This is a genomic window from Thermococcus henrietii, assembly GCF_900198835.1.
In the GTDB taxonomy this organism is placed as follows: domain Archaea; phylum Methanobacteriota_B; class Thermococci; order Thermococcales; family Thermococcaceae; genus Thermococcus; species Thermococcus henrietii.
Genome location: NZ_LT900021.1, coordinates 167760 through 192529, shown reverse-complemented (window position 1 = coordinate 192529; position 24770 = coordinate 167760). Strand labels below are relative to the sequence as shown.

Below are 24770 nucleotides of genomic sequence, written 5' to 3'. Positions count from 1 at the left end.
GGTTTTGAATGAACCATCGCCCCGCCCCCCTGTCCCTTCTCTCCTATCTTTTGGTGGGTTTCCTCGTCCTCGTGTTAGTCCTTCACTTCGCCCTCGGCTTCCAGTACGTTGTCATACTCACAGACTCCATGGAGCCCCACATAAACCCCGGTGACCTCGTGGTTACAAGGCCGGTTTCTCCATCCGAGCTTCACGTCGGTGACGTGATACTCTACGAGGTTCACATAGGAAGCTCAACTTATAGAATCTCTCACCGAATCGTGGCAATAAAAACCGATGAATCCGGCAGAATTTACTTCGTGACGAAGGGTGACAACCGAAAATACACCGACCCCTGGCGCGTTTATCCGGACCAGGTTATAGGGAAGGTAATCCTCGTGATTCCGAAGGTTGGCATGGTCTGGTACTACACTCCCCTAATAGTCCTCCTCATCTTTCTGTTCATCATCGGTAGCCTGGCCTATGAGATTGCCCTAATACTCCTCGAAGAAGAGCCACCCAGGCCCAAGTGGGCCAAGCCTTCTCTGCTCGCAGTCAAAAGGAAAAAGCTGAAGAGGTACTACCGCCGTTAAGCCCATTCCTCCTCGGGGATGGCTTCTTTCTTGGCCGGAATGAGGCAGAGGAACTCGAAGGTGTCAGTTAGGGCCTTGTAGCCGTGGGGCTCGTTGGGCGGGACGTAGAGGAAGTTTCCAGCTTTAACGTGGTGCTCCTCCTTTCCGTTGGTTATTATTCCCTCTCCCTTCATGATGAAAATCTCGTGCTCCCAGTCGTGCTGGTGTATCGGAATCTCGGCGCCCTTCTTCATGACGAAGTAGCGCATCGCGAAGTTCTTGGCGCCAAGCTTCGGAGAAACGAGCCACCTTATGGTCACGCCTTCAAAACCGGTGTCCTTCTCGGGGACGTCCTTGTAGTGCCCGACGAACATGGTATCACCGCTCAGGTTTAGACGGATTCATATTTAAACCTTCACGCTTTTAAGGCTAACATAGAGTTTCAGCGGGTGGTTGCATGAGGCGCGTACTTGGCCTGGTCTTAATCCTGGTCGTTCTGGCCGGCGGATGCATAGGTTCAACCCAGACGCAGAGCTCAACGACGTCCACATCTCAGCCCACTGGAATTAACTTCGCCAAGTATCCCACAGGAAAGGTCATCGGAAGCTGGTGGGAGCTCTTCAACGAGACGTTCTACGTCAGCGACGGCTACGAGGGCCTGGTTAAGCACTACTTCCCGAACGCAAAGGTCGAGCCCTTCTCCCAGTTTGGGGGAAGCGGGATAGTCGTTCTCTCCCCTGGGGACGAGGTCAGTTCAAGGATACTCTTTGGAAAACCCGTTCAGGTTCGGGAGATTGAACCCTTCGGCTACATCGCCTATAAGTACGGAACCCACCTTCCGGGCCCCTGGCTCGGCGCGATAGCGATTCTCAACTCCGAGAACGGCTCCGTCATGGTCGTTACTGGAACGAGCAGGGCCGGCGTCGGTGCCTCGCTCTACTTCCTCAGGGAGCTTAAGGACGGAAAGCTTTCCGTTGACCCCAACGCTGTCGTTCGCTCAGGTTCCTTCGAGGGGATTCTCCTCAAGGAGTTCGGCGACGTTAACTTCAACGGAATCCCCGATAGCGATGAGCACTACGAGCTCTACCAGCTCCTCTACGACGAGCCCTTCAACTACTACTGGAGGGTTGTCAAGGGCGAGAACGTCACGGTCAATGGCGGCTTCATAAGGCTCGTCAACGGCACGACGGTCTACATAAGGGCCCTTGGCTTCAACGTCACCGTGAAGGTTGAGAACCCGAAGAACGTCAAGCTAACCTACGTCATCGAGAACGTCAACCCGGAACTCATGGTTCTCCCCGAGGGAGCCAAAGTCCTTGACAACACAACGATAGAGTTCACCACGAGTGAGCCGAGCTTTTCAATAGTTGCTAAGAACGTTAGCGAATACCGCGTCCTCGCTTTCGGCGACCACCGGCCGGCGAGCGGTGACAAGCCCCCAGAGGTCTTCCTCAAGATAATGGCGGACGTCAACAACGAGAGCGGGGCCTTCGTCATAGACGGTGGCGACCTCGTTTACTCCGGCACAATCTACCAGTGGGCCGAGCTCATGAAGGTCTGGCACTGGAACAAGCCCGTCTTCATAGCGGTCGGAAACCACGAGTACCAGGGCGAGGGAGTAAGCATCTTCCACTACTACTTCGGTCCAACTGATTACGCCTTCAGCCTCGGAAACTACCGCTACATCTTCGCGGACGATGTGGACAACGACTACAGCCTGACCGACGAGCAGTTTGCCTGGCTCAAGAAGCAGTTTGAGATAGCCAAGGAGCGCGGTGAGAGGCCGGTCGTCGTTATGCACGCACCGCCCTACGACCCGAGGCCTGGTGGAGACGACCACGCGATGAGCGAGGAGAGCGCGAAGGAGCTTCTCAAGCTTATGCGGGAATACGGCGCATTCGGAATCTTCAGCCACATTCACCTATACTGGAACGGAACCTACGACGGCGTTCACTTCCTCATAACGGGTGGTGGCGGTGCTCCTCTCTACGCCCCGCCTAACGAGGGCGGCTTCCACCACTACGTTGTCCTGACGATGGAACCCGATGGAAGGATTGACATAAAGGTGGTTAAGGTTTCCACTTGAACTTTTTTATTTATTCTATTTATGTCTATATAGAGACATTTAGTGGGCTATATTTTATTGCGACAAGATATTTATTTTGTGCTATTTAGTTTCGCCCGGTGGTGTGGATGGACCCGTGGCTAATCGCTACAATCATCCTCGGATTCTGGATGGCCTGGAACATCGGTGCCAACGACGTTGCCAACTCGATGGGAACCGCCGTCGGTGCGAAGGCCATAACGCCGAAGCAGGCCGCGGTTATAGCGGGTGTTATGAACTTCACGGGCGCGTACTTCTTTGGGAAGAGCGTTGCGGAGACGATAAGGAAGGGAATCCTAAACGTCAACATGATTCACGACCCCTGGGTAATAGTTTACGGGTCGCTGGCAGCCCTCCTTGCGGCTAGCATCTGGCTAATCTTCGCCACTTACAACGGCCTTCCCGTCTCGACGACTCACTCAATCATCGGTGGCGTCGTCGGCTACGGACTCGTCTACGCGGGCACGAGCATAGTGGACTGGGGTAAGCTCGGCCAGGTCGTTCTCAGCTGGATTCTCTCCCCTATATTCGGTGCAATCGTTGCGTTCTTCGTTTTCAAGGCTGTTAGACGGAGCATCCTCGTCCGGAAGGACCCGGTGAAAAGCGCACGCTACTGGGCCCCCTTCTGGATTGGGCTGGCCTTTGTCGTAATAGGAACCATGTTCTACATCAAGGTCCTCCACGGCAAAAACCTCGTCCATGGTGTTCTTTTCTACGGGATTCCAACTGGAATCGTCGTCTTTATCCTGAGCTACCTCCTGATTAAGCTTCACTTCAAACCCAGCGACCCCTACATCGGAGTCGAGAGCATCTTCCGGAAGGTTCAGGTCGTTACCTCCGCCTACGTGGCCCTTGCCCACGGCTCAAACGACGTCGCCAACGCAGTCGGTCCGATAGCGGCAGCCTACGCCGTTATAACGATGGGGATGGCCGGAATGAAGGTTCCAGTTCCGAAGTGGATTATGGCCATGGGTGGTCTCGGTATAGCCATTGGAATCTTCATGTACGGCTACAAGGTTATGGAGACCGTTGGGAAAAGGATTACCGAGCTGACGAACACAAGGGGCTTCTCCATAGACTTCTCAGCGGCAACGGTTATACTCGTGGCCAGCTGGCTGGGAATGCCGATTTCAACGACCCACACCGTCGTTGGTGCGGTTGTTGGCGTCGGTCTTGCCAGGGGAATCAAGGCGATAAACACTTCAATCCTGAAGGACATAATAATCTCATGGTTCGTGACGGTTCCGGTGGCGGCCGCGATAAGCGCCGTCATATTCAAGGTCTTAATGCTCGTGGGGTGATACCGTGCAGGTATGGATGAAACTCTTCGCGAAGAGCCCCTTCAAGCCTCTGATAAAGCACTCGGAAGTAGTTTACCAAACGGTAGAGACACTCGAAAAGGCCCTTAACGCATGGTACAGCGGTAACTACGAGGAGATGAGGGACCTGGCAATTGAGGTGGATAGGCTTGAGGACATAGCGGACAGGATAAAGGAAGAAATCCGCGATTCGCTCAGCTCGAAGCTTATGATGGCGGTCTCGCGCGAGGACGTCCTCATCTACCTCCACATGCAGGACAAGGTTGCCGATTCCGCTGAGGACACCGCGAAGTGGTTGCTGGTAGGAAAGCCGGACGGGATTCCAAAGGAAATAAAGGATGTCATGTTAGCGATGGGAACAGAGAGCATAAACGCCGCGAAGCTTGTCCACGAGGCTATTGTTCAGATGGACAGGGTTATAGAAAGCGGTTTCGCAGAGAAGGAAATTGAGAGGGAGTACGAGTTAATCCACGCCATCGAGGACGTTGAAAAAACCATAGACGAACTCGACACTCAGTTGATGAGGCTCGTTTTTGAGAACGCCGAGAAGTTCAACTGGGGAACTGGGATATACCTGCTCAACGTCGCCAGAACTCTCAGCAACATCTCGGACAAGGCCAAGGATGCCGCAGAGAGGATAAGGCTGATGATGAACAAGTGAGGGTTACTTTTTTTAAACCTCCTTCCTAACTTTTTTCGGGTGGGATTGGGGGGCGACTTTAGAATAGTTCCCAACTTTTATGGAAGCATTGCCTCATCGTTTCACCGTGCTGGCGTTACAGGTGAATCCCTTACTTCTCAGGGTGAGTTGTAGGTGGTGCGAAATGAGAACTAAGCTTCTGCTTTTCCTTATCTCGCTCTTCCCGGCCATAGCGGTCGAGATAGACGTTAACAGGTTTACCTTCCACTACCCCAACGTGTCTCCTGAACGGCTCGGCTACCGGATAACGGCCGATTTGCTCTCCAAGTGGCATCCAAACTTCATCAAGTATCTTCTGGCTCCCCTGCTCTTAATTTTGCTCCTCTCGCACTTTGGCTCGGAATTCGAGCGGGGCAACGTTCTCTTAATGCTCTCAAGGCCTCTCACAAGGAGGCGCTACTTCCTCGGCTGGGCCGTTGAGGGCCTGAAACTCGCCCTGATTTCTGCTATGGGGTAGCTGTTTCCGGGACACTCGCGATGCTGGCTCATGGTCTCGAAGTTAAAGACTATCTCATCGGCTCCCTCGCCCTTTCGCTCTCGCTGGTTGGTATAATCGGAATTGCCCTGCTCCTTCTTCCATTAGCGACCTCTCGTGACTCTGGGGTCTTCCTCGGGCTTGGAGCGTTTATTGCGCTCCCGCTCCTCGGAAAGTTCGATTATTCCTTCATTCCGACGGCTTACATTGAGAGGGCAATCTCTATCGGGGAAAGCGTCTCGGTTTCTTACCGCGCCGTGGGGGAGCTCCTGGCTCTGTATGTTGCACTCTCGCTCGCTGGAATGGAAGTCTTCCGGAGGAGGGAGCTTAGAAGCCCCGAGGCCCTCTCACTTCCGGAGTTTCCCTTCTCCCTACGCGGGCTTCACGGTGTTTTCCTCGGGCTGAGCATTCAGAGCAGGCGCTTCATGGCTTTTGTCGCCTTTACTGCCCTAATGGCGTTTTTAAATAAGGCCACTCTCGACAAGTACAACTCCCTTTACGGTCTTACCGGCATTTTGAACGCTCTAATCTCGGCTCTGGCTGGAGTATTCCTACCATTTGTTGTCCTCCCCCTCGGGGCGGTCTCGATAAGTTCGGCCATCGAGAATGGGACTGTGAGGGTTCTGCTGAGCAAGCCGTTGAGGAGGAGGGACTTTTTCCTTGGAACGCTCCTGAGCGACATCTCTGCCGTCTTCATCGGGACCACCCTCTACCTGGCCATCCTCGTTGCCTACGCCCTCCACTTGGGTGCTCCCTTGAGCAGAACCCTTGGGGTCGGATTGGTCTTCGGTTTTCTTCTCTTCCTCTCGCTCGTCCAGTACTTGGCGCTCGGCTATTTGCTTTCGGTCTTTATGCGGGGCAGGAGGGCGCTTTTCGTCTCGCTGGTACTGGCCTTCCTGCTGAGCTTTGCAATTCCAATCGCCATCATTGCGGCCTCAAACTCGGCGGGGGAGCCGTTAGTTGATGTTCTGGCCAAAAACTCCCTTCCCGTGCCGAGTCCTTTTCTGCACTACACCGTGCTTGGGATGGCGGTCTCTCCAAAGAGGGACCTTCCGCCAAGGCCCCTTTCAGAGATTCTCGACTATCCCGGGAGCTTGACGATGCTAATTTTCCCTACGCTGGTTTACCTCACAATCGCCTGGCTCAAATTCAGGAAAGCCGACCTGAGATGATGAGCCCAATCTCCGCTTGTGGAGATTAAGAATCGTAGAGAGAAGAACGAGAGAATCAGATGGCTATCATCGTCGAAGTCATCTGGATTTCCGGCATGCGCCTTATCTTCTCGGTTATGAACTGGTCGAGGTCCTTGAGCGTGTCCGTTTCAACTTTGACAACGAGGTCGTACTCGCCGTAAACGACGTAGGCCTCCTTAACTTCTGGCATGGCGAGAAGCTTCTCCATAACTTCCCTTTCCTTTCCAGCGGCCGTAACCATCAAAATAAAAGCCGTCACCATGGGCTATCACCAAAAATATTTAACCCGCGACCTATTTAAGCTTATCGAGTATGACGTTCGAGAACATCATCGGTCGTAAGAAACTGGAGCGGTTTCTGAACCACCTTGAGGGTCTTGGGTTAAGTGGGGTCAGGCCGTTCTCCAAAGGCACTACGAGCCTCGTCTTCCTCGGCGAGTTCAAGGGAAGAAAGGTCGTCGTGAAGCTCCAGAGGCCGGATTCGCCGAGGAACAACTTTGAAAGGGAGGCGAGGATACTGAGGGCGATAGAGCCCTTCGGAATCACGCCCCCGCTCCTCTTCACGGGGGTCTTTGAGGGCCTGCCCTACCTCGTCAGGGAGTTCGCCGATGGTGAGCCCGTTCTCTACGGGGACGTTGAAAAGCGTCACCTCTTCGGAATATCCGAGAAAACGGCCTTACTCGACAGGCTCTACCTCGACCACGGCCAGATTCAGGGGGGTAAACACATAATAGTCGGCGAGGACGTTTACATCATAGACTTCGAGAAGGCCGGCTGGAGGAAGCCGAACAACCTAACCTCGGCCTTTTCGATGCTCTTCGTCGGCAGAAACGCGATTTCAGAAAGGTTATACATGAAGTTCGGTCTCGACGAGGGTTTCAGGGAGGAGGTAAAAGAAGCGCTGAGGGAGTACAAGAGAACCGGAAAGCTTTCACGCCTTCTGGGCCTTCTTTCCGGCCTTTAGCCTGTCGGCGTAGAGAGCAAGGAGCGGAACGACGATGGCGAGGGCTATGAGTCCAATCCTCGGGTCGAGGAAGTAGTTGAAGACGAGGATTACAACTATCGAGATGCCAATCATGAGGAACAGGTCCCTGTCGTAGAGCCTCGACTTCGCGAGTATGTTCTGTTCACGGGCGGTGTAAGCTAGGTACGCCGGTATTCCGAAGGCCGCTATTGCTATCCCGATGTAGTTCTTCAGGAGCAACGAAACGCCTATCCCCACGGCCAGGATTATCGCTATGGCGCTTGTTTCCTTCATGCTCTCACCTGTCCTGGCACTATCGGCGGGCTCCTTTTAAAGGTTCCCGTGTTCATTGATGTCCATTGGAGTTAAGCTTTTATACCTCGGCGCCTATCATACCCTGGTGATAGCGTTATGAGCGGTATCGAATGGAACGAGAAGACCTTTTCTCGGTTCGCCTACGTGAACGACCCGAGGATTGAAGGGAGCAGAGTAGCTTACACCCTGACCAAGGTCAACATGAAGGACAACAAGTACGAGAGCACGATAGTCGTTGAGGACCTCGAGACCGGCTCAAGGCGCTTCATAGAGAACGCCTCCATGCCGAGGCTCTCGCCGGACGGGAGTAAACTTGCCTTCACGAGGCCCAACGAGGAGAAGAAGGAAACAGAGGTCTGGGTTGCAGAGCTTGAGACGATGAGCGCCAAGAAGGTTCTCTCGGCCAAGAACATTCGCTCCCTCCAGTGGAACGACGACTCGAGGAGGCTTCTGGTGGTAGGCTTCAAGAGGCACGACGATGACGACTTCGTATTCGACGACGACGTTCCCTTCTGGTTCGACAGCATGGGATTCCTGGACGGTGAGAAAACGACCTTCTGGGTCCTCGACACCGAGGCGGAGGAAATCATTGAGGAGTTCGAGAAGCCCCGCTTTAGCTCGGGTCTCTGGCACGGAGATGGAATACTCATCAACGTCCCGCACCGTGAAAACGGTAAACCCGCCCTCTTCAAGTTCCACGACATCTACCTCTGGAAGGACGGAAACGAGGAGAAGCTCTTCGAGCGCGTTTCCTTCGAGGCGGTTGACTCCGACGGGAAGGTGATTCTCCTGAGGGGCAAGAGGGAGAAGAAGTTCATCAGCGAGCACGACTGGCTTTACATCTACGACGGCGAGCTTAAGCCCGTCTACGAGGGTCCGCTCGACGTCTGGGGCGCGAAGCTCACCGAGGGCAAGGTTTACTTCCTGACGCCAGACGCGGGCAGTGTTCACCTCTGGCTCTGGGACGGTAAAGCTGAGAGGGTCGTCGTTGGTGACCACTGGATTTACGGCTTGGATGCCAGCAACGGAAAGGCGTTGCTCCTCATAATGACGGCAACGAGGATAGGCGAGCTCTACCTCTACGACGGCGAGCTCAAGCAGGTCACCGACTACAACGGGCCAATCTTTGAGAAGCTGAAAACCTTCGAGCCGAGGCACTTCCGCTTCAAGAGCAAGGATTTGGAGATAGACGGCTGGTACCTCAAACCTGAGCTCAAGGAGGATGAGAAGGCCCCGGTGATAGTCTTCGTCCACGGCGGGCCGAAGGGAATGTACGGGCACCGCTTCGTCTACGAGATGCAGTTGATGGCGAACAAAGGCTACTACGTGGTCTACGTCAACCCGCGCGGTAGCGACGGCTATAGCGAAGACTTCGCGCTCCGCGTCCTCGAGAGGACTGGCCTGGAGGACTTTGAGGACATAATGGCCGGTATAGAAGAGTTCTTCAAGCTCGAGCCTCAGGCTGACAGGGAGCGCGTTGGAATAACGGGCATAAGCTACGGCGGCTTCATGACCAACTGGGCTTTGACTCAGTCCGACCTCTTCAAGGCCGGAATCAGCGAGAACGGCATAAGCTACTGGCTGACAAGTTATGCTTTCTCGGACATCGGCCTCTGGTTCGACGTCGAGGTCATCGGCCCGAATCCACTCGAAAACGAGAACTACAGGAAGCTCAGCCCGCTGTTCTACGCGGAGAACGTGAAGGCCCCGATACTGCTCATACACTCGCTTGAGGACTACCGCTGTCCGCTCGACCAGAGCCTGATGTTCTACAACGTTCTGAAAGACCTCGGCAAGGAAGCCTACATAGCCGTCTTCAAGAGGGGCCCGCACGGCCACAGCATTCGCGGAAGCCCGAAGCACCGCTCAAAGCGCTACAAGCTCTTCATCGAGTTCTTCGAGAGGAAGCTCAGGAATTACAAGGAGGGCTTCGACGTCGAGAAGATACTGAAGGAGAAACCTTAATATACACCTCTGGACATCCCCCTTTTAGGGGGTGTCCAATTCTGTTCATTTCTTCCCCGGTTTTCTCGCCACGACTCCAAGTGCCTCTTCAACGCGCTTAACGCCGACGAAGCCCGCTTTTCGTAACCGCTCCATGACGCCCCTTTGGAGGTCTTTTCTTCTGTATCTCTTCCCCGGATTTCCAACGTAGTGGAAGAGCCTTCCGCCGGGCTTCAAAACCCTGAAAAGCTCGCGGTAGAACTCCTCCGAGTAGAGCTGGCCGGCTAAGGAAAAGCGCGGCGGGTCGTGGATGACTACATCAAAGCTCTCGTCGTTAAAGCGCTTCACGACCTCGAAGGCGTCGCCGTGAATCACCTGTATTTTACCGCCCGTGAAGAGCTCCCTGCTCCAGGGGTTTATCTTCGCAAGCTCGATGACGTTTGGGTCTTTCTCGATTGTTATGACGTAGGCTCCCCTCTTTGAGGCCTCTATGGCGGTGTAGCCGAGCCCCATGCAGGTATCTAAGACCGTCTCGCCTTCCTTTGGTTTTACAGCATTCACCTTGTTCCTTGTGTCTTGGAGCGGGTTTACTCCCTTTGTCCTGTGCATCCTGATGCCGTTTATCTCAATCGTCGGCGGAATCGTCGGAACGAGCTTGTAGAAGTGCTCTCCAGCGATGGCGGCCTTGTAGACACCCCCTCCTCTCACAAAGTAAACGCCTCCCTCGTCCCTCGCTATCCTCTCGATGACGTCTCTCGAAACTCGCGTTCCGTCGGGGAAGATGAACTCGTTGCCCTCCAGCTTTATCTCCCACGTCCTGTTGGTCCTCCTGAGGTCGAGGTTGAGCCTGACACTCTCCCTTGAAAGGAGCATCCTCCTCGCGTCCCGGGCCGTTAGGAAGTAGTTGTCCATAGTATTCCCTCACACAGGGTGGGACACCTTTTTATATAGTTTTGCCCATTCATTAACAAGAGGGAGGATGGGACGATGAAAGTTGGCGAGAGAGTTCGCACGGGAATTCCCGGCTTTGACGAGCTCATCGAGGGCGGTTTCGTCCCTGGGAAGGCTTACCTTGTCACGGGTCCTCCTGGAAGTGGGAAGACCACCTTTGCCATGCAGTTCCTCGTGGAAGGTGCGAGAAACGGCGAGAGGGTCGCTTATATGTCCCTCGTCCACAATCCAGAGGAGGTTTTGAAGGACTTCGAGCGCTTTGACCCTGAGGTGAGGGACCACGTTGCCAGGGGAAACCTAATCCTCTACGACCTCGGAAAGGAGCTCTGGGGTTCTACAGCCAAACCACCCCAATGGAGTAGCGTCATGTTCCGCATCAAAGACCTCGCTAGGGAGGCGAAGATTTCGCGTCTCGTCATAGATCCGCTTACCGCCATAGACTTCCCGACAACCGACCCAGCTGAGAAGAGGGCGGAGCTGGCAACGTTCCTTAGGACGATTGAGGATCTAAACATAACAAGCGTCCTCGTTGCCGAGCTGACTGAGCTTGACCGCTACACCGAGGAACACTACCTCGTCGATGGCGTCATAATGCTCCACTACTACCTCGACGGGGTCAAGATGGTTAGGGCCCTCCAAGTGCTCAAGATGCGCAGGACGAACCACGAGACCAGGATGTACCGCGTTGAGTTCGGTTCTCGCGGACTCTCCGTCAGGGGGCCGCTCATATGAGGAGGTTCCGAAGAAAGCCTGTGACAGTGGCAGAAATCCAGATGGAGGAAAATCCAGTTAGAAAGGCCTATTTACTCGGCTATTTTCTGGGCTACTCTGGTCACTTGGCTTGGAGCGGCTGGTCGAGGGAGCTTAAGGAGCGGGTCCTTGGGGAGGCTGAGGCCAAGAATGTCCTTCCAAGCGCCCTTGAGGCCTTCAGAAAGGGAAGAAGTGAGGGAGCCTCCGACAGGGAGCTTGATATAATGCTTGGAGTCTACCGGCCCCCCGTACTTGAGGTGGAATTCGCCAGGGAGTCCGCCCGCTCTGCCGCTGAGCGGTCGGGGATTTTCAGCGTGCTCTCCACGAGGTTCACTGGGGAGGTGCGTTTCCTCGGCTTCGTGCGCTTCTCCAACAGCAGGGACCACCTAGGGATACCTCCTTTCCTTAGGAGGCCTTAGGTTATCCTCTCAAACACCCTCTCGAAGTTCTTGAAGGCTATCGCCTCCACCTCTTTCTCGCTGAAGTTCTCCTTCAGCTTTTCAATGAGTGCGGGAATCCTCGACTCGTCCTCGAAGCCCTCGACGCTCTTTCCGCTCCACCCGCTCAGGTAGTAGACGAAGTCGAAGCCGAGGCCGACGTGTTTGTATCCGATGAGGTCGGCCATGTAAGTTATGTGCTCGACGTACTTTTCCAGCGTCGGCCCCTCCTTATCCACGAAGCCCGGTATGGCAACCGCCCCAACGACGCCGTCCCTCTCGGCTATCGCCTTCAACTGCTCGTCGGTCAGGTTCCTTGGGTGGTCGCAGAGCTTCCTCGCGTTGGAGTGCGACGCTATGACCGGGAAGGAGGTGACATCAAGGGCGTCCCAGAAGCCGGCCTCGTTTATGTGGCTGAGGTCTATCACTATCCCCAGCTCCTCCGCCTTTCCAACGACCTCCGCGCCGAAGTTGGTGAGGCCTCCTTTGGTCCTCTCGAAGACACCGTCGCCTATTGCGTTCCTCAAGCTCCAGGTAAGCGTCAGAACGCGGAGCCCTAGGCGGTAAAAGACCTCGAGGAGCTCTAAACTCTCGCCTATCGGCTCTCCTCCTTCGAGGCCGAGCCAGAGTGCCACCCTACCGTCCTTAATTGCGCTTTTCATTTCCTCAACGTTCCTTACGAGCTCGAAGCGCTCGCTCTCCTCGACGTCCTTAAGAAATGCGTTCAAAACCTCGAAGCCGTAAACGGTTGCGTCCTTTCGCCTGTCCGGCCTCGTCCATATCGCCATAACCCTAGAACTAACCCAGCCGTTGAAGAAGTGCCAGTTCCCTTCGAGGACGCGCGTTTTTCCTGCCTTTCTCTCGTCGTAGATGAAGGTGGGCAAATCCGAGTGTGCGTCGAAAATCATGGGCTCACCCAAGGGACATCATCTCGACGTCCCTTAAGGTTTCCGCCCTGACCTCTGGCAGGGGTATTGACTCGGCCACCTTTTTGGCCTCGTCGTACTCCTCCCTCTCGGCGAGGGCAATCGCTATTCCCCTGAGGGCACTGCTCTTCCTTCCCGGGTCTTCTATCATCTCCGCGAAGGTCAGCGCGTCCCTGAGGCTTCCGAGCTGGGTCAAGAGCATCGCCACCCTCTGGGCGCTCGCCGGTGAGAGCTCAACGTTGCCGGCCTCGCGGAGTGCCTCTTCAATAACCTCTACGTAAGTCGGCTCATTTACGCGCTTCATCCAAAGGGCCGCCTCGAGTTCCCCAATGAGCTTCGACGCACCCTTGAACTTCCTCCGTATCAAAGCCAGCGCGTAGTGGTAGCGTCCCTCGAGCAGGGCGCGCCTTATCTCCGGCAACCCAGTCTCGCTCATTATCTCGGCGAGCTGGAGCTTCTTTTCTGTGACGCCGGCCCTCTGGTTCACGTGGAGCTTGTCGAAGATGTCAAATGCGGTCCTGTAAAAGCCTATTGCGTTCTTAGAGAACAGCGCATCGCCGGCGTTCTCCATGAGTTCGGCTATCTTGAGAAGGCCGTCAACTTTAGCCCTGTATTCTACCTCCGCCCTGGCTATAACGTCGAAGGCCACGTCGAAGAGCCCCATGGCCATTTCAGCATCGCCGGTCGTGGCAACGTAGTACGCTATCGTCGCTATGGCTTCCCCTTTTAACAGGGAATCCTTAATCTTGCCGGCCTCCTCTATGGCGGTGTTGAAGGTCTCGGCTGCCTCCTTGTAATAGCCGAGGGCGTGGAAGGCGAAGGCGATTATGCCGTACCCTATGGCCCTAACGTATGGGTCCTTCGAGTGCTCGGCTATGTACTCTGCGTCCTCGAGGATTCCCGGAATCCAGTCCTCGGGACCGCCTTTTCGTCGTATGGTGATGGCTACGTTGATGAGGGCCTCAATCTGGTCCAGCTCATCCTCTAAGTCCCACACTCTCTCAAGCGCGTCCTCGAACTGTCCCCTCTCTGCCAAGGCTTTAATCTCTTCGACGTCGGTCATGACAACTTTTAATTTATTTCCAAATCCTTATAAACGTTCCCGGAGTTCGTCCAACATGCCTATGCTAACTCTGGCTCTCTACAACACATACGATGCTCGGAAGCTTCATGAGGCACACCTGCGTGCGATAGCCCGCTCCGCGCCTATAGCTTATGCCTACGGCTTTCACCTGGCCCTCGTGGGATTTCCACTGGAGGGAAAACCACTCGACGTCGCCGAGACCGTAGCAGAGTCAACGACGATAGGTGAGGGCGGCAGGTACCTCATCGAACTCGCGCAAGGAAACAGATTTCATCTTCTTGATTTTCCAAAGAGGGGATTTCCGCCCCAGTTTGGAACTCCAGTGGCAACTACGAGAAAGCCCTCTGAAGAAAAAGAAATCACACCCCTTGAACTGGCGGAGAGAGCCCTCAGCGGTGAGCGTTTTCTTCTCCTCATAGGGCTCGGACGGCACGGCCTGCCGAAGGAAACCTTTAAGTTGGCACGTCATCATATGGACATCACGGGGAAGAGGGTCAGCCTCGAAACCTGCACCGCTATAGGGGCCATCGCCGTTAGAATCGCCACGTACATGGAGGCCTTGAAATGGAGGAGTGGAAGAAGGAAGTAGCTTGGTTTTTGGTGGCAATCTTGGTCGTCTTTGGAATCCAGGCGGGCCTTAAAGTGGCCCTTCACACAAGCTCTCCCCTCGTCATTGTCGTCAGCGGCTCGATGGAACCCGTCTTTTACAGGGGAGACGTGGTTCTCCTCAAGGGTGTAACGAACCCCGACCAGATAAAGGTCGGCGACGTGATAGTCTACAAGCGTCCCGGCTACGAGTACCCGATAATCCACCGCGTCCGCTACATTTACACGGTTAAAATCAACGGGAAGCCTGAGAAGTGCTTCGTAACCTGGGGCGACAACAACCCCGTTCCGGACCCCCCGTATCCGACTCCGGAGGGAATGCTCGAGGTTCAGTTGCCGAACGGCTACATAGCTGGTTGTGCTCCCGCCTACGCCGTTGAGGCCAAGGCCGAGTTCGTCATACCCAAGATTGGCCTAATACCGCTCTGGATTCGCGACGCCCTCGGCCTCGGCGGATGATGTGAGGGTAGGTGGCTGAGCCGTGATGAACTAATCGGCCCCTGACGCTTTTTCGTTAATTTTTTCTTTCTATCGAAAGGCATTTTAACTTCTCTATGCCAAATCCCTTTGGTGGTTGAATGGACGCGAGGGATTTTCACAGGGGTAACTTCATCGGTAGTGGCAAAATCGAGGTCATTCCAAAGGTCCCGCTCACGAGGGAAACCCTTCCCCTGGCGTACACTCCAGGTGTCGCCGAGGTCTCGCGCGAGATAGCGGAGGAGCCCGAGAAAGCCTTTGAATATACCAACAGGGGAAACACAATAGCGGTAATCAGCGACGGGACAAGGGTTTTAGGTCTCGGAGACATTGGGCCCCTCGGTGCTCTCCCGGTTATGGAGGGCAAGGCCCTGCTCTTCAAGGCATTCGGCGGCGTTGACGCGTTCCCGCTCGTTTTAGCAGAGAAGAACCCCGAAAGGTTCATAGATGTCGTTAAAGCCGTCTCACCTTCCTTCGGTGGGATAAACCTTGAAGATATAGCCTCGCCCAAGTGCTTCTACATCCTCGACAGGCTGAGGGAAGAGCTCGATGTTCCGGTCTTCCACGACGACCAGCAGGGCACGGCGAGCGTCGTTCTGGCGGGTTTAATCAATGCCCTCAAGGTAGTCGGCAAGAAGCTTGACGAGATAAGTGTCGCGCTCTTCGGAGCCGGGGCGGCCGGTTTCGCGACGCTCAGATTAATCGTCAGGGCAGGCGTTAAGCCTGAAAACGTCCGGGTCGTCGAGCTCGTGAAGGGGAAGCCGAGGATTCTAACGCCGGATTTGCCTCTTGAGGAGCTGTTCCCCTACAGGGGCGAACTCCTCGCGAAGACCAACGGCGAGGGGATTGAGGGAGGCCCGGCAGAGGCGCTTGAAGGAGCGGACGTTCTAATCTCATTCACGAGGCCGGGGCCGGGCGTCATAAAGCCCGAGTGGATAGGGAACATGGCCGACGACGCGATAGTTTTTCCCCTCGCCAATCCCGTTCCGGAGATTCTTCCAGAGGATGCCAAAAAGGCCGGTGTGAGGATTGTCGCCACCGGAAGGAGCGACTATCCGAACCAGATAAACAACCTCCTCGGCTTTCCGGCGATTTTCAGGGGAGCGCTCGACGTCAGGGCCAGGACGATAACGGACGGTATGATAATAGAGGCCTCAAAGGCTATGGCCTCGGTCATAGAGCCGAGCGAGGAGGAGATAATTCCATCACCGTTCCACCCCGACGTTCACCCGGCGGTGGCGAGGGCGGTGGCGGAGGAAGCCATGAAGGAAGGCGTTGCGAGGGTTCGCGTTAATCCAGAGGAGGTCGCGGAGAGGCTAAGGAAGTGGAGGGAGTTCTACTCGCGCTTCATAGTCCCCATGAACGAGGGGCGGAGGGCCTACCGGTAGAGCGAGTTTCCGTGCGCATCTATGGCAACAATCAGTGGGAAGTCCTCCACCTCGAGGACCCAGAGGGCCTCCGGTATCCCAAGGTCGAGCCAGTGGACGGCTTTGACCCGCTTTATGCTTTTGGCGGCGAGCGAGCCGGCCCCGCCCGTGAAGGCGAAGTAAACCGCTCTGCCCCTGAACGGCTCAGCGCCCATTCCTCCCTTCCCGATTATTCCCCTGACGCCCAGGCCAAGAACCCCGTCGAGGTAGCGGTTCATCCTCGCGCTCGTCGTCGGCCCGGCAGACACTATCTCGTAGCCCCTCTCCGTCTCCCTCACGACCGGCCCGCAGTGGTAGATTACGGCCCCCTCCGGGTTAAACGGGAGCTCTTCCCTCGGTGTGCTCAGAATCCGCCTGTGGGCCGAGTCCCTCGCGGTGACGATTTCTCCCGACAGGTAAACGACGTCCCCCGCCTTCAGTCTAAGGACGTCCTCCATGCTCAGCGGGGTTTTCAGCCTCACTGCCACACCTCTACCCTCCCGTCGGGCTTTACCCTCAGAAACGCCCGCCTGTTGGCCCAGCACTGGACGACTAAACCGACTGGAAAGCTTGCAGGATGCCTGTGGGCGACCTCTACCTTCACGTCCAGGGCGGTCGTTTTCCCACCCATCCCCATCGGGCCGATCCCGAGGGCGTTCACTTCCTCCAAGAGCTCCTCCTCGATTTCCGCAATCCTTTCATCGGGGTTCCTCTCGCCGACCCTCCTCAGGAGGGCCTTCTTTGCCAGCAGGAGGGAGTAATCGGCACCACCGCCGACGCCTATGCCCAGAACAACCGGAGGACAGGGCTTTCCACCGCAGGCCTTGACCCTCTCGACCACGAAGCGCTTAACTCCTTCCCATCCCTCGCCCGGCGTGAGCATTGCCAAAGCCGAGCAGTTCTCGCTTCCGCCACCCTTCGGCAGAACCGCCATCTCGATTTCATCGCCTTCAACGAGTTCCCAGTGGATTACCGGAACGCCCCTGCCCGTGTTGTCGCCCGAGTTCTTTCCCGTGAGAACGTCCACCGCGTTGGGCCTGAGCGGGACCTCCTTCGTGGCAAGCCTCGTGGCTTTCACTATCGCCCCCTCGATTTCCCCCAGAAACGGGCTGTCCAGGCCGGCTTTCACGAAGAAGGTGAGCGTCCCCGTGTCCTGACAGACGGGTATGGACTCGGTTCTGCCAATCTCTATCGCCCTTAATATGTTCTCAAGGTTGAAACGCGCCACCCCGTTTTCCTCGCGCTCGTAAGCGTCTCTTAGAGCGGAAACGACGTCGTCCGGAATCCTCGTCACTGCGAGCCTTATAGCCTCGACGATTGCCCCTATCAATAGGCATTCACCTGTCTAAGGCTGGGTGTGAGAGTTAAAAAGATTGACGCGGGAATTTAAAAGCCACCTCCAGAGGGGAACGGCGTTAACCCTCAGTCCGTTCCTCGTTATCTCGCCGGAGTAATCCCACGTCACGAGCGTTCCCCTTTTCACGCCGGAGAGTTCCATAACCCTGAAAAGGTTTTCCAGCTCCCTCCCTGCTATCTCTCCTTCCTCTGAGGCGTAGGTGACCTGAATCAGCTCAACACTCCCGTTCTCCTTGGCGACGAAGTCCACTTCGCCCTTCGCGTCCCTGTAGTAGTAGAGCTCAAGTCCCGGCCTCCAGTAATGTTTGAGCCTCAGGAGTTCGAGGAAGACGACGTTCTCCATGAGTCTGCCGATGTTCTCGGAAACCTTCGGCAGGACGGCGTTGAGCATCCCCGTGTCGATTGCGTAGACTTTCTTATCGCTTCTCACGACTTCTTTCGGCTTGAAGGAGAACTTAGGAAGCTCGAATATCAGGTAGGCCGATTGGAGGTACTCAACGTAGTTCTTGACCGTCTCGACGTTGCCGATTCCAAGGACGTTCTTCGTCTTGCTGTAGGTAAACCTGCCCGCGAAGTTCGAGAAGAGATAGAACGCGACCTCCTTCAGCTCGCGGACGTTTCTAACGCCGTAGCGGACTATAACGTCCCTCGTGATTATGTCGTTGTAGAGGTTCACGAGGTACTCCCTGCCGAAGCGTAGCGCCTCTGGAAAGCCCCCGCGCTCGATGTACTCCGTTAGGGCTCTCTTTACCCTTGCCTCGTCCCTCGTGGTTCTAACCTCCGGTTTAATCCCCCTGTAAGCCAAGAACTCCCTAAACGAAAACGGGAGGAGGGTGTAGCTCAGGTACCGGCCGGTCAGGTAGGTTGAGAACTCCCGCGAGAGAAGGCGAGCGTTGCTCCCCGTAACGACGGTGGGATGGCTCTCCCTCAGAACCGAGACCATTCGCTCCCAGCCTTCAACTTCCTGAACCTCGTCGAGGACTATGTAGTCGAACTCGCCGAGGAGCTCGTAGCCGGCTCTGAGTAGTTCCTTGTAGTCCTCCACGCCGAACCCCGCCATCGCAGGGTCCTCGAAGTTTACGTAGAGTGGCTTGCCCGGCAGGGTTGCCGAAAGAACGGACTTTCCGGAGCGCCTCGGCCCCGTTATTATGTGGGCCGTTGGGCTGAAGTTCTTCACTATCTTCTCTTTTAGCTCCCTCTCGACGATGTTCTCCCTTTCGAGCTTCTCGCGGAGGGTCTCCCACTGGTCCGCCAAAACCCTCTTGAGTTCCTCTGCCTTCATGGTCTAAACTGGTGCGAACTTCCTATAAAGTTTACCACCATACCGGTAAACTTTTCCCCAAAACTCTACCACTATACTGGTAAACATTCCGCCAGAACTATCACACCATACAGGTAGTTTCCGCTTCAGAGCGCCGAACCTGCTTCAGCGGGCGTCAGAAGTAAGAGTAAGAATGGAAAGGGCCTCAGCCCTTGAGAATCTCGACTATCTGCTCCGCGACCTGGACTCCAGCGCGCATCTGGGCCTCCTCGGTGGAGGCTCCGATGTGGGGCGTTAGGACCACGTTGTCGAGCTTCGTCAGCGGATGGTCCTTCGGGAGTGGCTCCTCTTCGTAGACGTCGAGGCCCGCTCCGTAAATCCAGCCCTCCTGGAGGGCCTTGACGAGGGCGTTGGTGTCAACAACGGGGCCGCGGGCGGCGTTTATGAGTATAGCGGTCTTCTTCATGAGCTTGAGCCTCTCCTCGTTTATGAGGTGGTAGGTGGCATCGATGAGCGGGACGTGTAAGGTCACGACGTCGCTCTCCCTGAGGAGCTCCTCAAGCTCGACGAACTTTCCGCCGACCTCCTTTGCGCGCTCCTCGTTCGGCTTGGGGTCGTAGAGGAGGACGTTCATTCCAAAGGCGTTCGCGATTTTCGCGACCTCGTAGCCTATCCTTCCGAAGCCGACGATTCCCATGGTCTTGCCCTCGAGTTCGATTCCGAGGCACTGCTTCTTGGCCCAGATGCCTTTTCTCATCTTCCTGTCGGCGAAGGCCACCTTTCTGGCAACTGCAAAGAGCAGACCAAAGACGAGCTCCGCAACGCTCCTTGAGCTCGCTCCGGGGCTGTTGACGACCTTAACCCCCCTTTCCTTCGCGGCCTCGAGGTCTATGTTGTCCAGGCCGACGCCGGCCCTTCCGATGACCTTGAGCTTGGGAGCGTTTTCGATGACCTTTCTCGTCACCTTCGGCTTGCTCCTAACGATAATAGCGTCAACATCGTGGACGAGCTCTATCAACTTCTCCTCGTCCGGGTACTCCTCGTAAAGAACTTCAAAACCGGCGTTCTTCAAAACCTCCAAAGCTTTCTCGTGCAGTGGTGCCGCAACGAGAACCTTCATACTTTCACCCCCTCCTTTTTATAGCCATCAGCATTACTTGGTCGGAGGCATCCTCCGCTCGGTCGGCTATGTCGCCAACCTTCGTGAGGACCTGGTTCCATATTAGTTTTGCGTAGGTTGTTATCGTCTCACTGTCAAAAACCATCGCCTTGAGCTTGTACTCGACCTTGTCAGCGTTCTCCTCTAGGTCCTCAGTTTCTTTTGAGAGCTCCAAAGCCCTGTCAACGTCCTCGTTGAGGGCCTTTACCGCCTCCATGAGCCTCTCGTAGGTTTTCACTGCCTCCTTCACGAGGGCCATTATCTCCTCTTTGAGCTCCTCGGGAACCCTCGGCTTGGCGAGAATCAGAGTGTGAGCAGCGCTCTCTGCCGCGTCCGCCACCTGGTCTACCAGCTCACTCAGCCTTACGTAGTCTCCCCTGCTAGCGGGCAGAAAGGCCCCCTCGTAGAGCATGAGCTCGATGTTCCTCCTGAGCTTGTCGGCCTCGCTCTCGAGCAGGGTTACCCTCTCCTCAAGGTCCTTTGCACCGTCTAAATCACCGTCTAGGTAAGCCTCGATGAGCCTCTCAAAGGCCTTGACGGTTTCGTAAACGACGTTGAGATGCCTGTTTATGGCGTCAAAAACGTTGCTCTCCTTACCGCCGAAGATGGCCATCTTTACACCCCCGTTTCAAACTTTGCCGCTACCCCTATTTAGGTTTTCCTTCCCCTTGATGAGTGCCCATAGGAGTTCGTTCCTCGGAGCCTCAAGGCCGACGGAGTGAGCATATTCAACGATTTTGCCGTGAATATAGTCCACCTCGGTTCTCCTGCCCCGCATTATGTCTTGGAGCGTCGAGTTGTAGTTCTCCCGCGTTCTCTCTATCGTGTCCCAGAGCAGTTCGAGGGGGTGAATTTCGAACTCGATGCCGAGTTGCTGTGCAACTATACAGCCCTCCCGCGCTATCTCTATCGAGATTCCCTCAAGTTCTGGGATGTCGCGCAAGGCCCCGTTCTTAACCTCCAGAACCGTTCCAAGCCCGTTTATGACGGAGTTAACTATCGCCTTCGCCCACTTCCAGCCGATTGCGTTCTCGGTTACGCTCGTCTCTATTCCTGCCTCGTTGAAGACCCTCGCGACTTCCTCGACGAACTCAGCCTTTCCCGTTGGGTACTTCCCGATGACGGTTATTCCCTTCCCAGTCCACCTGACGACGCCCCAGTCCACGAGCATTGCGCCGTTGGTCGTTGTCCCCCCGATGACGTTGGGTGTAACCTTCAGCGCCAGCTCCTCGTTTCCGAGGCCGTTCTGGACGCTCAGAACCCACGTCTCCGGCCCTATGCAGTTCCTCGCGCACTCTAAGGCGGTCTTCGTTGAGTAGGACTTCGTTGTCAGGAGGAGCAGGTCCGGAGGCTCGTCCGGCGCGTGGAGGGAAGCCCTGACCTTCACCTCGAACTCCTCTATTCCGGTAACCTTCAGTCCGTTCTCGTTTACGGCTTTAACCTGCTCCTCTCGTCCTATGAGAAGGACGTCGTTTCCGGCCTTCGCCAGGAGCGCGCCGAGAAGGGAGCCTATGCTTCCAGCTCCGAGCACGTAAATCCTCATCCTCTCACCTCAGGAGCTTTCTCAGGTGGTTGAGCGAGTAAACGTAAACCAGCGCGAAGAGGGCCAGCTTAACTTTCTCGGAAACCTGGTAAGCCCCGATTAGGTAGAGCGCCGACGCCGGGAGGAGCCCGAAGGAAGAGATAACCCTGTTCCTCAGGAGAAGGAACGGGACGGCAACCCCGAGAACTGCCTCTATGCTCCCGAGGTTGTAGAGGCCGAGGGCTATGGCAAGACCCGTCCCCCCGATTACCGCGTTGACGAAGCGCTCCCAGAACTTCACCGGCTGATTCTCGTAGGGGTAACCGAGGGCAAGAATGAGGACCGAAAGAGCCATTAGCGCGTACCTTTCCGCTCCGAGCGGGTAGGTCAGCGCGAAGGCGAGAACTGCGCCGGCTGAGAAGGGTCTGGCCTTTTTCTTCACCGCCGGAACGATGAGCGAAAGGTACAGGTAAGGAATCCACTCCATGCTCCCACCGCAAGCGTTTAAAGAGTCCCCCTTAAATGCATACCGATGATAAGCCTAGTTCTCGTCGAACCTGAGGGGCCGGCGAACATAGGTATGATTGCCAGGACGATGAAGAACTTCGGCTTCTCACGGTTAGTCCTCGTGAACCCGAACCTGACCGAGGAGAGCTACGCTTATGCCGTCCACGCGGGGGACGTCCTTGAAAACGCGGTCATAGTGGATACCTTTGAGGAAGCCTTAGAGCTATTCGATTTGGCCGTCGGGACAACTGGGAAGCCGGGAAAGAGGTTCATACCCTACCGTGCACCGCTTTATCCCTGGGAGCTGAGGGAAACCCTGAAGGACTACCCCGGTGAGGTCGGCCTGTTCTTCGGCCGGGAGAGCATAGGGCTTAAGAACGAGGAGCTTGAGAGGCTCGACATAATCGTCACGATTCCGACGAGCGAGGATTATCCCGTTATGAACTTAGCTCAGGCGGTAGCGGTTATACTCTACGAGCTTTCAAAGACCACTCCCGAACCATCTGTCGAAGCCCTAAAACCTGCGACGAGAGATGAAAAGGAGGCGCTCGTCAGAGTGTGGGCCGAGCTTTTAAACGTCCTCAACTACCCCAAGGACGAGGAGAGGCGAGCTGTCTTCGTTAAGGTGTTCAGGAAGGCAATCGGTAAGGCTTTCCTCTACGGGAGGGAGGTGCACACCCTCATAGGCCCGCTGAGAAGGGCCGTTAAGAGGCTGGAGGAATGCTGAATGCTCGCGGTGGAGAGGTTTAGGGTCAACGGCCGGGACGTCTGGATTGGGGTAATCTTTCACGGGAGGATTCAGGGAATCAGCTTCGCCTTCACGAGGGGTGAGCTTTTGGAGAGAATCAGAAATCTCGCCGAGTTCCTGCGGAGGAGAAACGTTGGCGTTTCACTCGATGTCCAGCCGAGCAATTACACCGAGCTCGTTTATCGCGTTATGATTGGGGAGCTCGATAACGAGAAAGCCCTGCTCGAGCTCTCCTTCGGGGGTGTAACGCCCTTTGAGAGACGCGTTTACGAGTGGCTCACGAAAAACGTTAAAAGAGGAGCCGTCATAACCTACGGTAGCCTTGCAAAAGCCCTGGGAACGTCGCCGAGAGCCGTCGGCGGGGCGATGAAAAGGAACCCTTACCCTATAATCGTTCCCTGCCACCGAGTTGTAGCGAGCGACGGCATAGGCTACTACAGCTCTGGGATTGAAGAAAAGAAGTTCCTGCTCGAACTTGAGGGGGTGAAAGAATGGACAAGCTGAAAGCCTACATAACCGGCTTCCTCATTGCTGTTTTGGCGGTAGCCGGCTTCATAGTCTACGAATGGGGCTTCTGGAAGCTGGTGCAAGTGGTCCTCGCGATAGGCTTCGTCGGTTTCACGCTCGCGCTGCTCTTCTTCACGGCGCTGACCCTCTATGCCGAGAGCTGGAAGTATGGTGCAGTTCTGGCAGTCCTGACGGCGATAGCGGGCTACGGCTCCTATCTCGTGCTCACATGGCAGAACCTCAAAATCGTCGGTGCTATAATAGCTTTCTTCATCCTGCTCTTCGCCTTTGGAATCTGGTACATAAGCGAGCCCGATTTGAGCATAGCAGACCGCTTCCGCTCGGCTGAAAAGCTTGAGAGGATGGGACGCTACAAGCAGGCCGCGAGGAAGTACGAGAAGACCGGAAACTACGAGAAAGCGGCTGAGATGTACCTGAAGCTCGGCTGGCTTGAGAGCGCGGCGTGGGCCTACGAGAAGGCCGGGAAGTACGAGAAGGCAGCTGAGCTCTATGAAAAGCTCTACGAGAAAGAGAAGGACACCTACTACCTGAAGGAGGCTCACGAGTACTGGAAGAAGGCTGGAAACATGGAGAGGGCCGCCAAGGCGCTTGAAAAGTACGCTGAGGAGGAGCCCTGGTTCTGGGAGGACGTGGCGAAGCTCTACGAGGAGCTCGGAAACGAGGAGAAGGCTAGGGAAGCCTGGGAGAAGGCCCTTGAGTACTACACCAAGGAGGCTCAGGAGGAGGGCGTATTCTGGGAGGACGTCGGCAACATAGCGAGGAAGCTCGGCAGAGAGGAGCTGGCCCGCGAGGCTTACCAGAAGTTCCTCGAGTACTGCCTCAAGGAGGCGGAGGAGGACCCGATGTGGTGGAAGCACGTTGCAGAGGCCTACGAGTACCTCGGTGAGACAGAGAAGGCAGAAGAAGCGAGGAAAAAGTACGGGGAGTACAGGCAGAGAATCCTTAAGGCCAACGAGGAGACCTCGCACTTCCCTGAGAATTAACCTTTTAAGCTCTCCCTCCCTACCTTTTCTTCGGGGATTGCCTTGGACGAGGAAAAGCCGAAGCTGAACATAGCGAAGCTCTCCAAGATGCCGATAAGGCTCGCGATGGAGGAGAAGTTCCTCCGCCTGAGCCCGGACGACAGGGTCGAGGACCTAATCAAGGGGCTCGAGCACAGAACCTGCGCCGTCGTAACCGACGAATCTGGGAAACTGCTTGGCTTCATCTCCGTTGACGAGATAATAAACCTACTCCTTCCGCCGTCCGATTACGTTCTCGTTGGCCTCGACGCCCTCAGGGAGGCCCACTTCGACTGGGACAGGCCGGTAAAGGAGATAATGAACACCCGGCCGATAACGCTCTCCCCGGGCGATACGCTTGGCTACGCCCTAAGTATGATGCTCGAAACCGGCGTGAGGCAGTTCCCGGTGGTTGAGAGGAAGAAGGTCGTTGGAACCTTCTCGGCTCAGAGCGTCATACGCTTGCTCAGGGTCTTCGCGCGGTGAG

Annotated in this window: 30 protein-coding genes; 17 read left to right on the top strand and 13 right to left on the bottom strand. The window is 55.7% G+C overall.

What is annotated here, in order from left to right; all coding sequences use genetic code 11:
• The first annotated feature begins 8 nt into the window (after positions 1–8).
• The gene (locus tag CS910_RS01095) at positions 9–572 is read left to right on the top strand and encodes a signal peptidase I (protein WP_099209333.1); all 564 of its coding nucleotides are present in this window, start codon (positions 9–11) and stop codon (positions 570–572) included.
• Here CS910_RS01095 and CS910_RS01090 read toward each other — a convergent pair.
• The gene (locus CS910_RS01090; RefSeq protein WP_099209332.1) at positions 569–925 is read right to left on the bottom strand and encodes a cupin domain-containing protein; all 357 of its coding nucleotides are present in this window, start codon (positions 923–925) and stop codon (positions 569–571) included. The genes CS910_RS01095 and CS910_RS01090 overlap by 4 nt on opposite strands.
• A gap of 83 nt (positions 926–1008) precedes the next feature.
• Between CS910_RS01090 and CS910_RS01085 the strand changes: the two genes are divergently transcribed.
• From CS910_RS01085 to CS910_RS01070, 5 genes are all read left to right on the top strand, one after another.
• Positions 1009–2637 (top strand): metallophosphoesterase family protein, encoded by a 1629-nt coding sequence (locus CS910_RS01085; RefSeq protein ID WP_099209331.1) that lies wholly within the window; start codon positions 1009–1011, stop codon positions 2635–2637.
• Positions 2638–2744: 107 nt separating this feature from the next.
• Positions 2745–3956 carry an inorganic phosphate transporter gene (locus CS910_RS01080; RefSeq protein WP_099209330.1) on the top strand — a complete coding sequence of 404 codons (1212 nt, stop codon included), beginning with the start codon at positions 2745–2747 and terminating at the stop codon, positions 3954–3956.
• A gap of 4 nt (positions 3957–3960) precedes the next feature.
• Positions 3961–4635 (top strand): TIGR00153 family protein, encoded by a 675-nt coding sequence (locus CS910_RS01075; protein WP_099209329.1) that lies wholly within the window; start codon positions 3961–3963, stop codon positions 4633–4635.
• A 163-nt stretch (positions 4636–4798) separates the two neighbouring features.
• Positions 4799–5131, top strand: a complete 333-nt coding sequence (locus CS910_RS12030) for a hypothetical protein (protein WP_223211906.1) — start codon at positions 4799–4801, stop codon at positions 5129–5131.
• Between the two features lie 20 nt (positions 5132–5151).
• On the top strand, positions 5152–6321 hold the full coding sequence (locus CS910_RS01070) for an ABC transporter permease (RefSeq protein WP_223211905.1): 1170 nt from the start codon (positions 5152–5154) through the stop codon (positions 6319–6321).
• A gap of 55 nt (positions 6322–6376) precedes the next feature.
• Here the strand turns inward: CS910_RS01070 and CS910_RS01065 are convergent, their stop codons facing one another.
• Positions 6377–6604, bottom strand: coding sequence for an Lrp/AsnC family transcriptional regulator (locus CS910_RS01065; RefSeq protein ID WP_014122803.1), 228 nt, complete (start codon positions 6602–6604; stop codon positions 6377–6379).
• 50 nt (positions 6605–6654) lie between these two features.
• On the opposite strand from CS910_RS01065, the gene CS910_RS01060 reads away from it, so the two are divergent.
• A complete protein-coding gene (locus CS910_RS01060; RefSeq protein ID WP_099209328.1) occupies positions 6655–7305 on the top strand; it encodes a serine/threonine protein kinase in 651 nt (216 codons plus the stop codon).
• On the opposite strand, the gene CS910_RS01055 is transcribed toward CS910_RS01060, so the two are convergent.
• Positions 7273–7599, bottom strand: coding sequence for a hypothetical protein (locus tag CS910_RS01055; RefSeq protein ID WP_042692266.1), 327 nt, complete (start codon positions 7597–7599; stop codon positions 7273–7275). The genes CS910_RS01060 and CS910_RS01055 overlap by 33 nt on opposite strands.
• Before the next feature lie 117 nt (positions 7600–7716).
• Between CS910_RS01055 and CS910_RS01050 the strand changes: the two genes are divergently transcribed.
• Positions 7717–9585: an alpha/beta hydrolase family protein gene (locus CS910_RS01050; protein WP_099209327.1), complete on the top strand. Its 1869-nt coding sequence runs from the start codon at positions 7717–7719 to the stop codon at positions 9583–9585.
• A gap of 45 nt (positions 9586–9630) precedes the next feature.
• On the opposite strand, the gene CS910_RS01045 is transcribed toward CS910_RS01050, so the two are convergent.
• Positions 9631–10476 (bottom strand): class I SAM-dependent methyltransferase, encoded by an 846-nt coding sequence (locus tag CS910_RS01045; RefSeq protein WP_099209326.1) that lies wholly within the window; start codon positions 10474–10476, stop codon positions 9631–9633.
• A gap of 75 nt (positions 10477–10551) precedes the next feature.
• Between CS910_RS01045 and CS910_RS01040 the strand changes: the two genes are divergently transcribed.
• Together CS910_RS01040 and CS910_RS01035 are read left to right on the top strand one after the other, a co-directional pair.
• Positions 10552–11247 carry an RAD55 family ATPase gene (locus tag CS910_RS01040; protein WP_099209325.1) on the top strand — a complete coding sequence of 232 codons (696 nt, stop codon included), beginning with the start codon at positions 10552–10554 and terminating at the stop codon, positions 11245–11247.
• Positions 11244–11684: a hypothetical protein gene (locus CS910_RS01035; RefSeq protein WP_099209324.1), complete on the top strand. Its 441-nt coding sequence runs from the start codon at positions 11244–11246 to the stop codon at positions 11682–11684. Before CS910_RS01040 ends, CS910_RS01035 begins: the two co-directional genes overlap by 4 nt.
• On the opposite strand, the gene CS910_RS01030 is transcribed toward CS910_RS01035, so the two are convergent.
• Both CS910_RS01030 and CS910_RS01025 read right to left on the bottom strand, forming a co-directional pair.
• Positions 11681–12610 (bottom strand): dipeptidase, encoded by a 930-nt coding sequence (locus CS910_RS01030; RefSeq protein WP_099209323.1) that lies wholly within the window; start codon positions 12608–12610, stop codon positions 11681–11683. The genes CS910_RS01035 and CS910_RS01030 overlap by 4 nt on opposite strands.
• Positions 12611–12614: 4 nt before the next feature.
• On the bottom strand, positions 12615–13691 hold the full coding sequence (locus CS910_RS01025) for a hypothetical protein (RefSeq protein ID WP_099209322.1): 1077 nt from the start codon (positions 13689–13691) through the stop codon (positions 12615–12617).
• A 61-nt stretch (positions 13692–13752) separates the two neighbouring features.
• On the opposite strand from CS910_RS01025, the gene CS910_RS01020 reads away from it, so the two are divergent.
• The 3 genes from CS910_RS01020 to CS910_RS01010 all read left to right on the top strand — a co-directional run bounded on the left by CS910_RS01020 (position 13753) and on the right by CS910_RS01010 (position 16183).
• On the top strand, positions 13753–14301 hold the full coding sequence (locus CS910_RS01020; RefSeq protein ID WP_099212340.1) for a DUF531 domain-containing protein: 549 nt from the start codon (positions 13753–13755) through the stop codon (positions 14299–14301).
• On the top strand, positions 14277–14777 hold the full coding sequence (locus tag CS910_RS01015) for a signal peptidase I (RefSeq protein WP_099209321.1): 501 nt from the start codon (positions 14277–14279) through the stop codon (positions 14775–14777). Before CS910_RS01020 ends, CS910_RS01015 begins: the two co-directional genes overlap by 25 nt.
• A gap of 119 nt (positions 14778–14896) precedes the next feature.
• Positions 14897–16183, top strand: a complete 1287-nt coding sequence (locus CS910_RS01010; protein ID WP_099209320.1) for an NAD(P)-dependent malic enzyme — start codon at positions 14897–14899, stop codon at positions 16181–16183.
• Here the strand turns inward: CS910_RS01010 and CS910_RS01005 are convergent.
• The 7 genes from CS910_RS01005 to CS910_RS00975 all read right to left on the bottom strand — a co-directional run bounded on the left by CS910_RS01005 (position 16174) and on the right by CS910_RS00975 (position 21986).
• Positions 16174–16689: a FumA C-terminus/TtdB family hydratase beta subunit gene (locus CS910_RS01005; RefSeq protein WP_099209319.1), complete on the bottom strand. Its 516-nt coding sequence runs from the start codon at positions 16687–16689 to the stop codon at positions 16174–16176. The genes CS910_RS01010 and CS910_RS01005 overlap by 10 nt on opposite strands.
• Entirely contained in the window at positions 16680–17531 is an 852-nt protein-coding gene (locus tag CS910_RS01000; protein ID WP_099209318.1) for a fumarate hydratase, read from the bottom strand. Before CS910_RS01000 ends, CS910_RS01005 begins: the two co-directional genes overlap by 10 nt.
• 15 nt (positions 17532–17546) lie before the next feature.
• Positions 17547–18839, bottom strand: coding sequence for an ATP-binding protein (locus CS910_RS00995; RefSeq protein WP_099209317.1), 1293 nt, complete (start codon positions 18837–18839; stop codon positions 17547–17549).
• 184 nt (positions 18840–19023) lie between these two features.
• A complete protein-coding gene (locus CS910_RS00990) occupies positions 19024–19938 on the bottom strand; it encodes a hydroxyacid dehydrogenase (RefSeq protein ID WP_099209316.1) in 915 nt (304 codons plus the stop codon).
• 4 nt (positions 19939–19942) lie between these two features.
• Positions 19943–20590 (bottom strand): TIGR00153 family protein, encoded by a 648-nt coding sequence (locus tag CS910_RS00985; protein WP_099209315.1) that lies wholly within the window; start codon positions 20588–20590, stop codon positions 19943–19945.
• A gap of 15 nt (positions 20591–20605) precedes the next feature.
• Positions 20606–21520, bottom strand: coding sequence for a 2-dehydropantoate 2-reductase (locus CS910_RS00980; protein ID WP_099209314.1), 915 nt, complete (start codon positions 21518–21520; stop codon positions 20606–20608).
• Positions 21521–21524: 4 nt separating this feature from the next.
• Positions 21525–21986: a hypothetical protein gene (locus CS910_RS00975; RefSeq protein ID WP_099209313.1), complete on the bottom strand. Its 462-nt coding sequence runs from the start codon at positions 21984–21986 to the stop codon at positions 21525–21527.
• 45 nt (positions 21987–22031) lie between these two features.
• Here CS910_RS00975 and CS910_RS00970 point away from each other — a divergent pair, with 45 nt between their 5' ends.
• Genes CS910_RS00970 through CS910_RS00955 form a run of 4 tightly spaced genes read left to right on the top strand, consistent with a single transcriptional unit; the run spans position 22032 to position 24769 of the window.
• Positions 22032–22733 carry an RNA methyltransferase gene (locus CS910_RS00970; RefSeq protein ID WP_099209312.1) on the top strand — a complete coding sequence of 234 codons (702 nt, stop codon included), beginning with the start codon at positions 22032–22034 and terminating at the stop codon, positions 22731–22733.
• Positions 22734–23258, top strand: coding sequence for a methylated-DNA--protein-cysteine methyltransferase (gene otg, locus CS910_RS00965; RefSeq protein WP_099209311.1), 525 nt, complete (start codon positions 22734–22736; stop codon positions 23256–23258).
• The gene (locus CS910_RS00960; RefSeq protein WP_099209310.1) at positions 23246–24265 is read left to right on the top strand and encodes a tetratricopeptide repeat protein; all 1020 of its coding nucleotides are present in this window, start codon (positions 23246–23248) and stop codon (positions 24263–24265) included. Before otg ends, CS910_RS00960 begins: the two co-directional genes overlap by 13 nt.
• A gap of 42 nt (positions 24266–24307) precedes the next feature.
• Positions 24308–24769, top strand: a complete 462-nt coding sequence (locus CS910_RS00955) for a CBS domain-containing protein (protein WP_099209309.1) — start codon at positions 24308–24310, stop codon at positions 24767–24769.
• The last annotated feature ends 1 nt before the right edge of the window (position 24770 follow it).

Coding starts and splice junctions, on each gene's coding strand:
- CS910_RS01095 (WP_099209333.1), top strand. CDS start 9: ATGAACCATCGCCCCGCCCCCCTGTCCCTTCTCTCCTATCTTTTGGTG.
- CS910_RS01090 (WP_099209332.1), bottom strand. CDS start 925: ATGTTCGTCGGGCACTACAAGGACGTCCCCGAGAAGGACACCGGTTTT.
- CS910_RS01085 (WP_099209331.1), top strand. CDS start 1,009: ATGAGGCGCGTACTTGGCCTGGTCTTAATCCTGGTCGTTCTGGCCGGC.
- CS910_RS01080 (WP_099209330.1), top strand. CDS start 2,745: ATGGACCCGTGGCTAATCGCTACAATCATCCTCGGATTCTGGATGGCC.
- CS910_RS12030 (WP_223211906.1), top strand. CDS start 4,799: ATGAGAACTAAGCTTCTGCTTTTCCTTATCTCGCTCTTCCCGGCCATA.
- CS910_RS01070 (WP_223211905.1), top strand. CDS start 5,152: ATGCTGGCTCATGGTCTCGAAGTTAAAGACTATCTCATCGGCTCCCTC.
- CS910_RS01065 (WP_014122803.1), bottom strand. CDS start 6,604: ATGGTGACGGCTTTTATTTTGATGGTTACGGCCGCTGGAAAGGAAAGG.
- CS910_RS01060 (WP_099209328.1), top strand. CDS start 6,655: ATGACGTTCGAGAACATCATCGGTCGTAAGAAACTGGAGCGGTTTCTG.
- CS910_RS01055 (WP_042692266.1), bottom strand. CDS start 7,599: ATGAAGGAAACAAGCGCCATAGCGATAATCCTGGCCGTGGGGATAGGC.
- CS910_RS01050 (WP_099209327.1), top strand. CDS start 7,717: ATGAGCGGTATCGAATGGAACGAGAAGACCTTTTCTCGGTTCGCCTAC.
- CS910_RS01045 (WP_099209326.1), bottom strand. CDS start 10,476: ATGGACAACTACTTCCTAACGGCCCGGGACGCGAGGAGGATGCTCCTT.
- CS910_RS01040 (WP_099209325.1), top strand. CDS start 10,552: ATGAAAGTTGGCGAGAGAGTTCGCACGGGAATTCCCGGCTTTGACGAG.
- CS910_RS01035 (WP_099209324.1), top strand. CDS start 11,244: ATGAGGAGGTTCCGAAGAAAGCCTGTGACAGTGGCAGAAATCCAGATG.
- CS910_RS01030 (WP_099209323.1), bottom strand. CDS start 12,610: ATGATTTTCGACGCACACTCGGATTTGCCCACCTTCATCTACGACGAG.
- CS910_RS01025 (WP_099209322.1), bottom strand. CDS start 13,691: ATGACCGACGTCGAAGAGATTAAAGCCTTGGCAGAGAGGGGACAGTTC.
- CS910_RS01020 (WP_099212340.1), top strand. CDS start 13,753: ATGCTAACTCTGGCTCTCTACAACACATACGATGCTCGGAAGCTTCAT.
- CS910_RS01015 (WP_099209321.1), top strand. CDS start 14,277: ATGGAGGAGTGGAAGAAGGAAGTAGCTTGGTTTTTGGTGGCAATCTTG.
- CS910_RS01010 (WP_099209320.1), top strand. CDS start 14,897: ATGGACGCGAGGGATTTTCACAGGGGTAACTTCATCGGTAGTGGCAAA.
- CS910_RS00995 (WP_099209317.1), bottom strand. CDS start 18,839: ATGAAGGCAGAGGAACTCAAGAGGGTTTTGGCGGACCAGTGGGAGACC.
- CS910_RS00990 (WP_099209316.1), bottom strand. CDS start 19,938: ATGAAGGTTCTCGTTGCGGCACCACTGCACGAGAAAGCTTTGGAGGTT.
- CS910_RS00985 (WP_099209315.1), bottom strand. CDS start 20,590: ATGGCCATCTTCGGCGGTAAGGAGAGCAACGTTTTTGACGCCATAAAC.
- CS910_RS00980 (WP_099209314.1), bottom strand. CDS start 21,520: ATGAGGATTTACGTGCTCGGAGCTGGAAGCATAGGCTCCCTTCTCGGC.
- CS910_RS00975 (WP_099209313.1), bottom strand. CDS start 21,986: ATGGAGTGGATTCCTTACCTGTACCTTTCGCTCATCGTTCCGGCGGTG.
- CS910_RS00970 (WP_099209312.1), top strand. CDS start 22,032: ATGATAAGCCTAGTTCTCGTCGAACCTGAGGGGCCGGCGAACATAGGT.
- otg (WP_099209311.1), top strand. CDS start 22,734: ATGCTCGCGGTGGAGAGGTTTAGGGTCAACGGCCGGGACGTCTGGATT.
- CS910_RS00960 (WP_099209310.1), top strand. CDS start 23,246: ATGGACAAGCTGAAAGCCTACATAACCGGCTTCCTCATTGCTGTTTTG.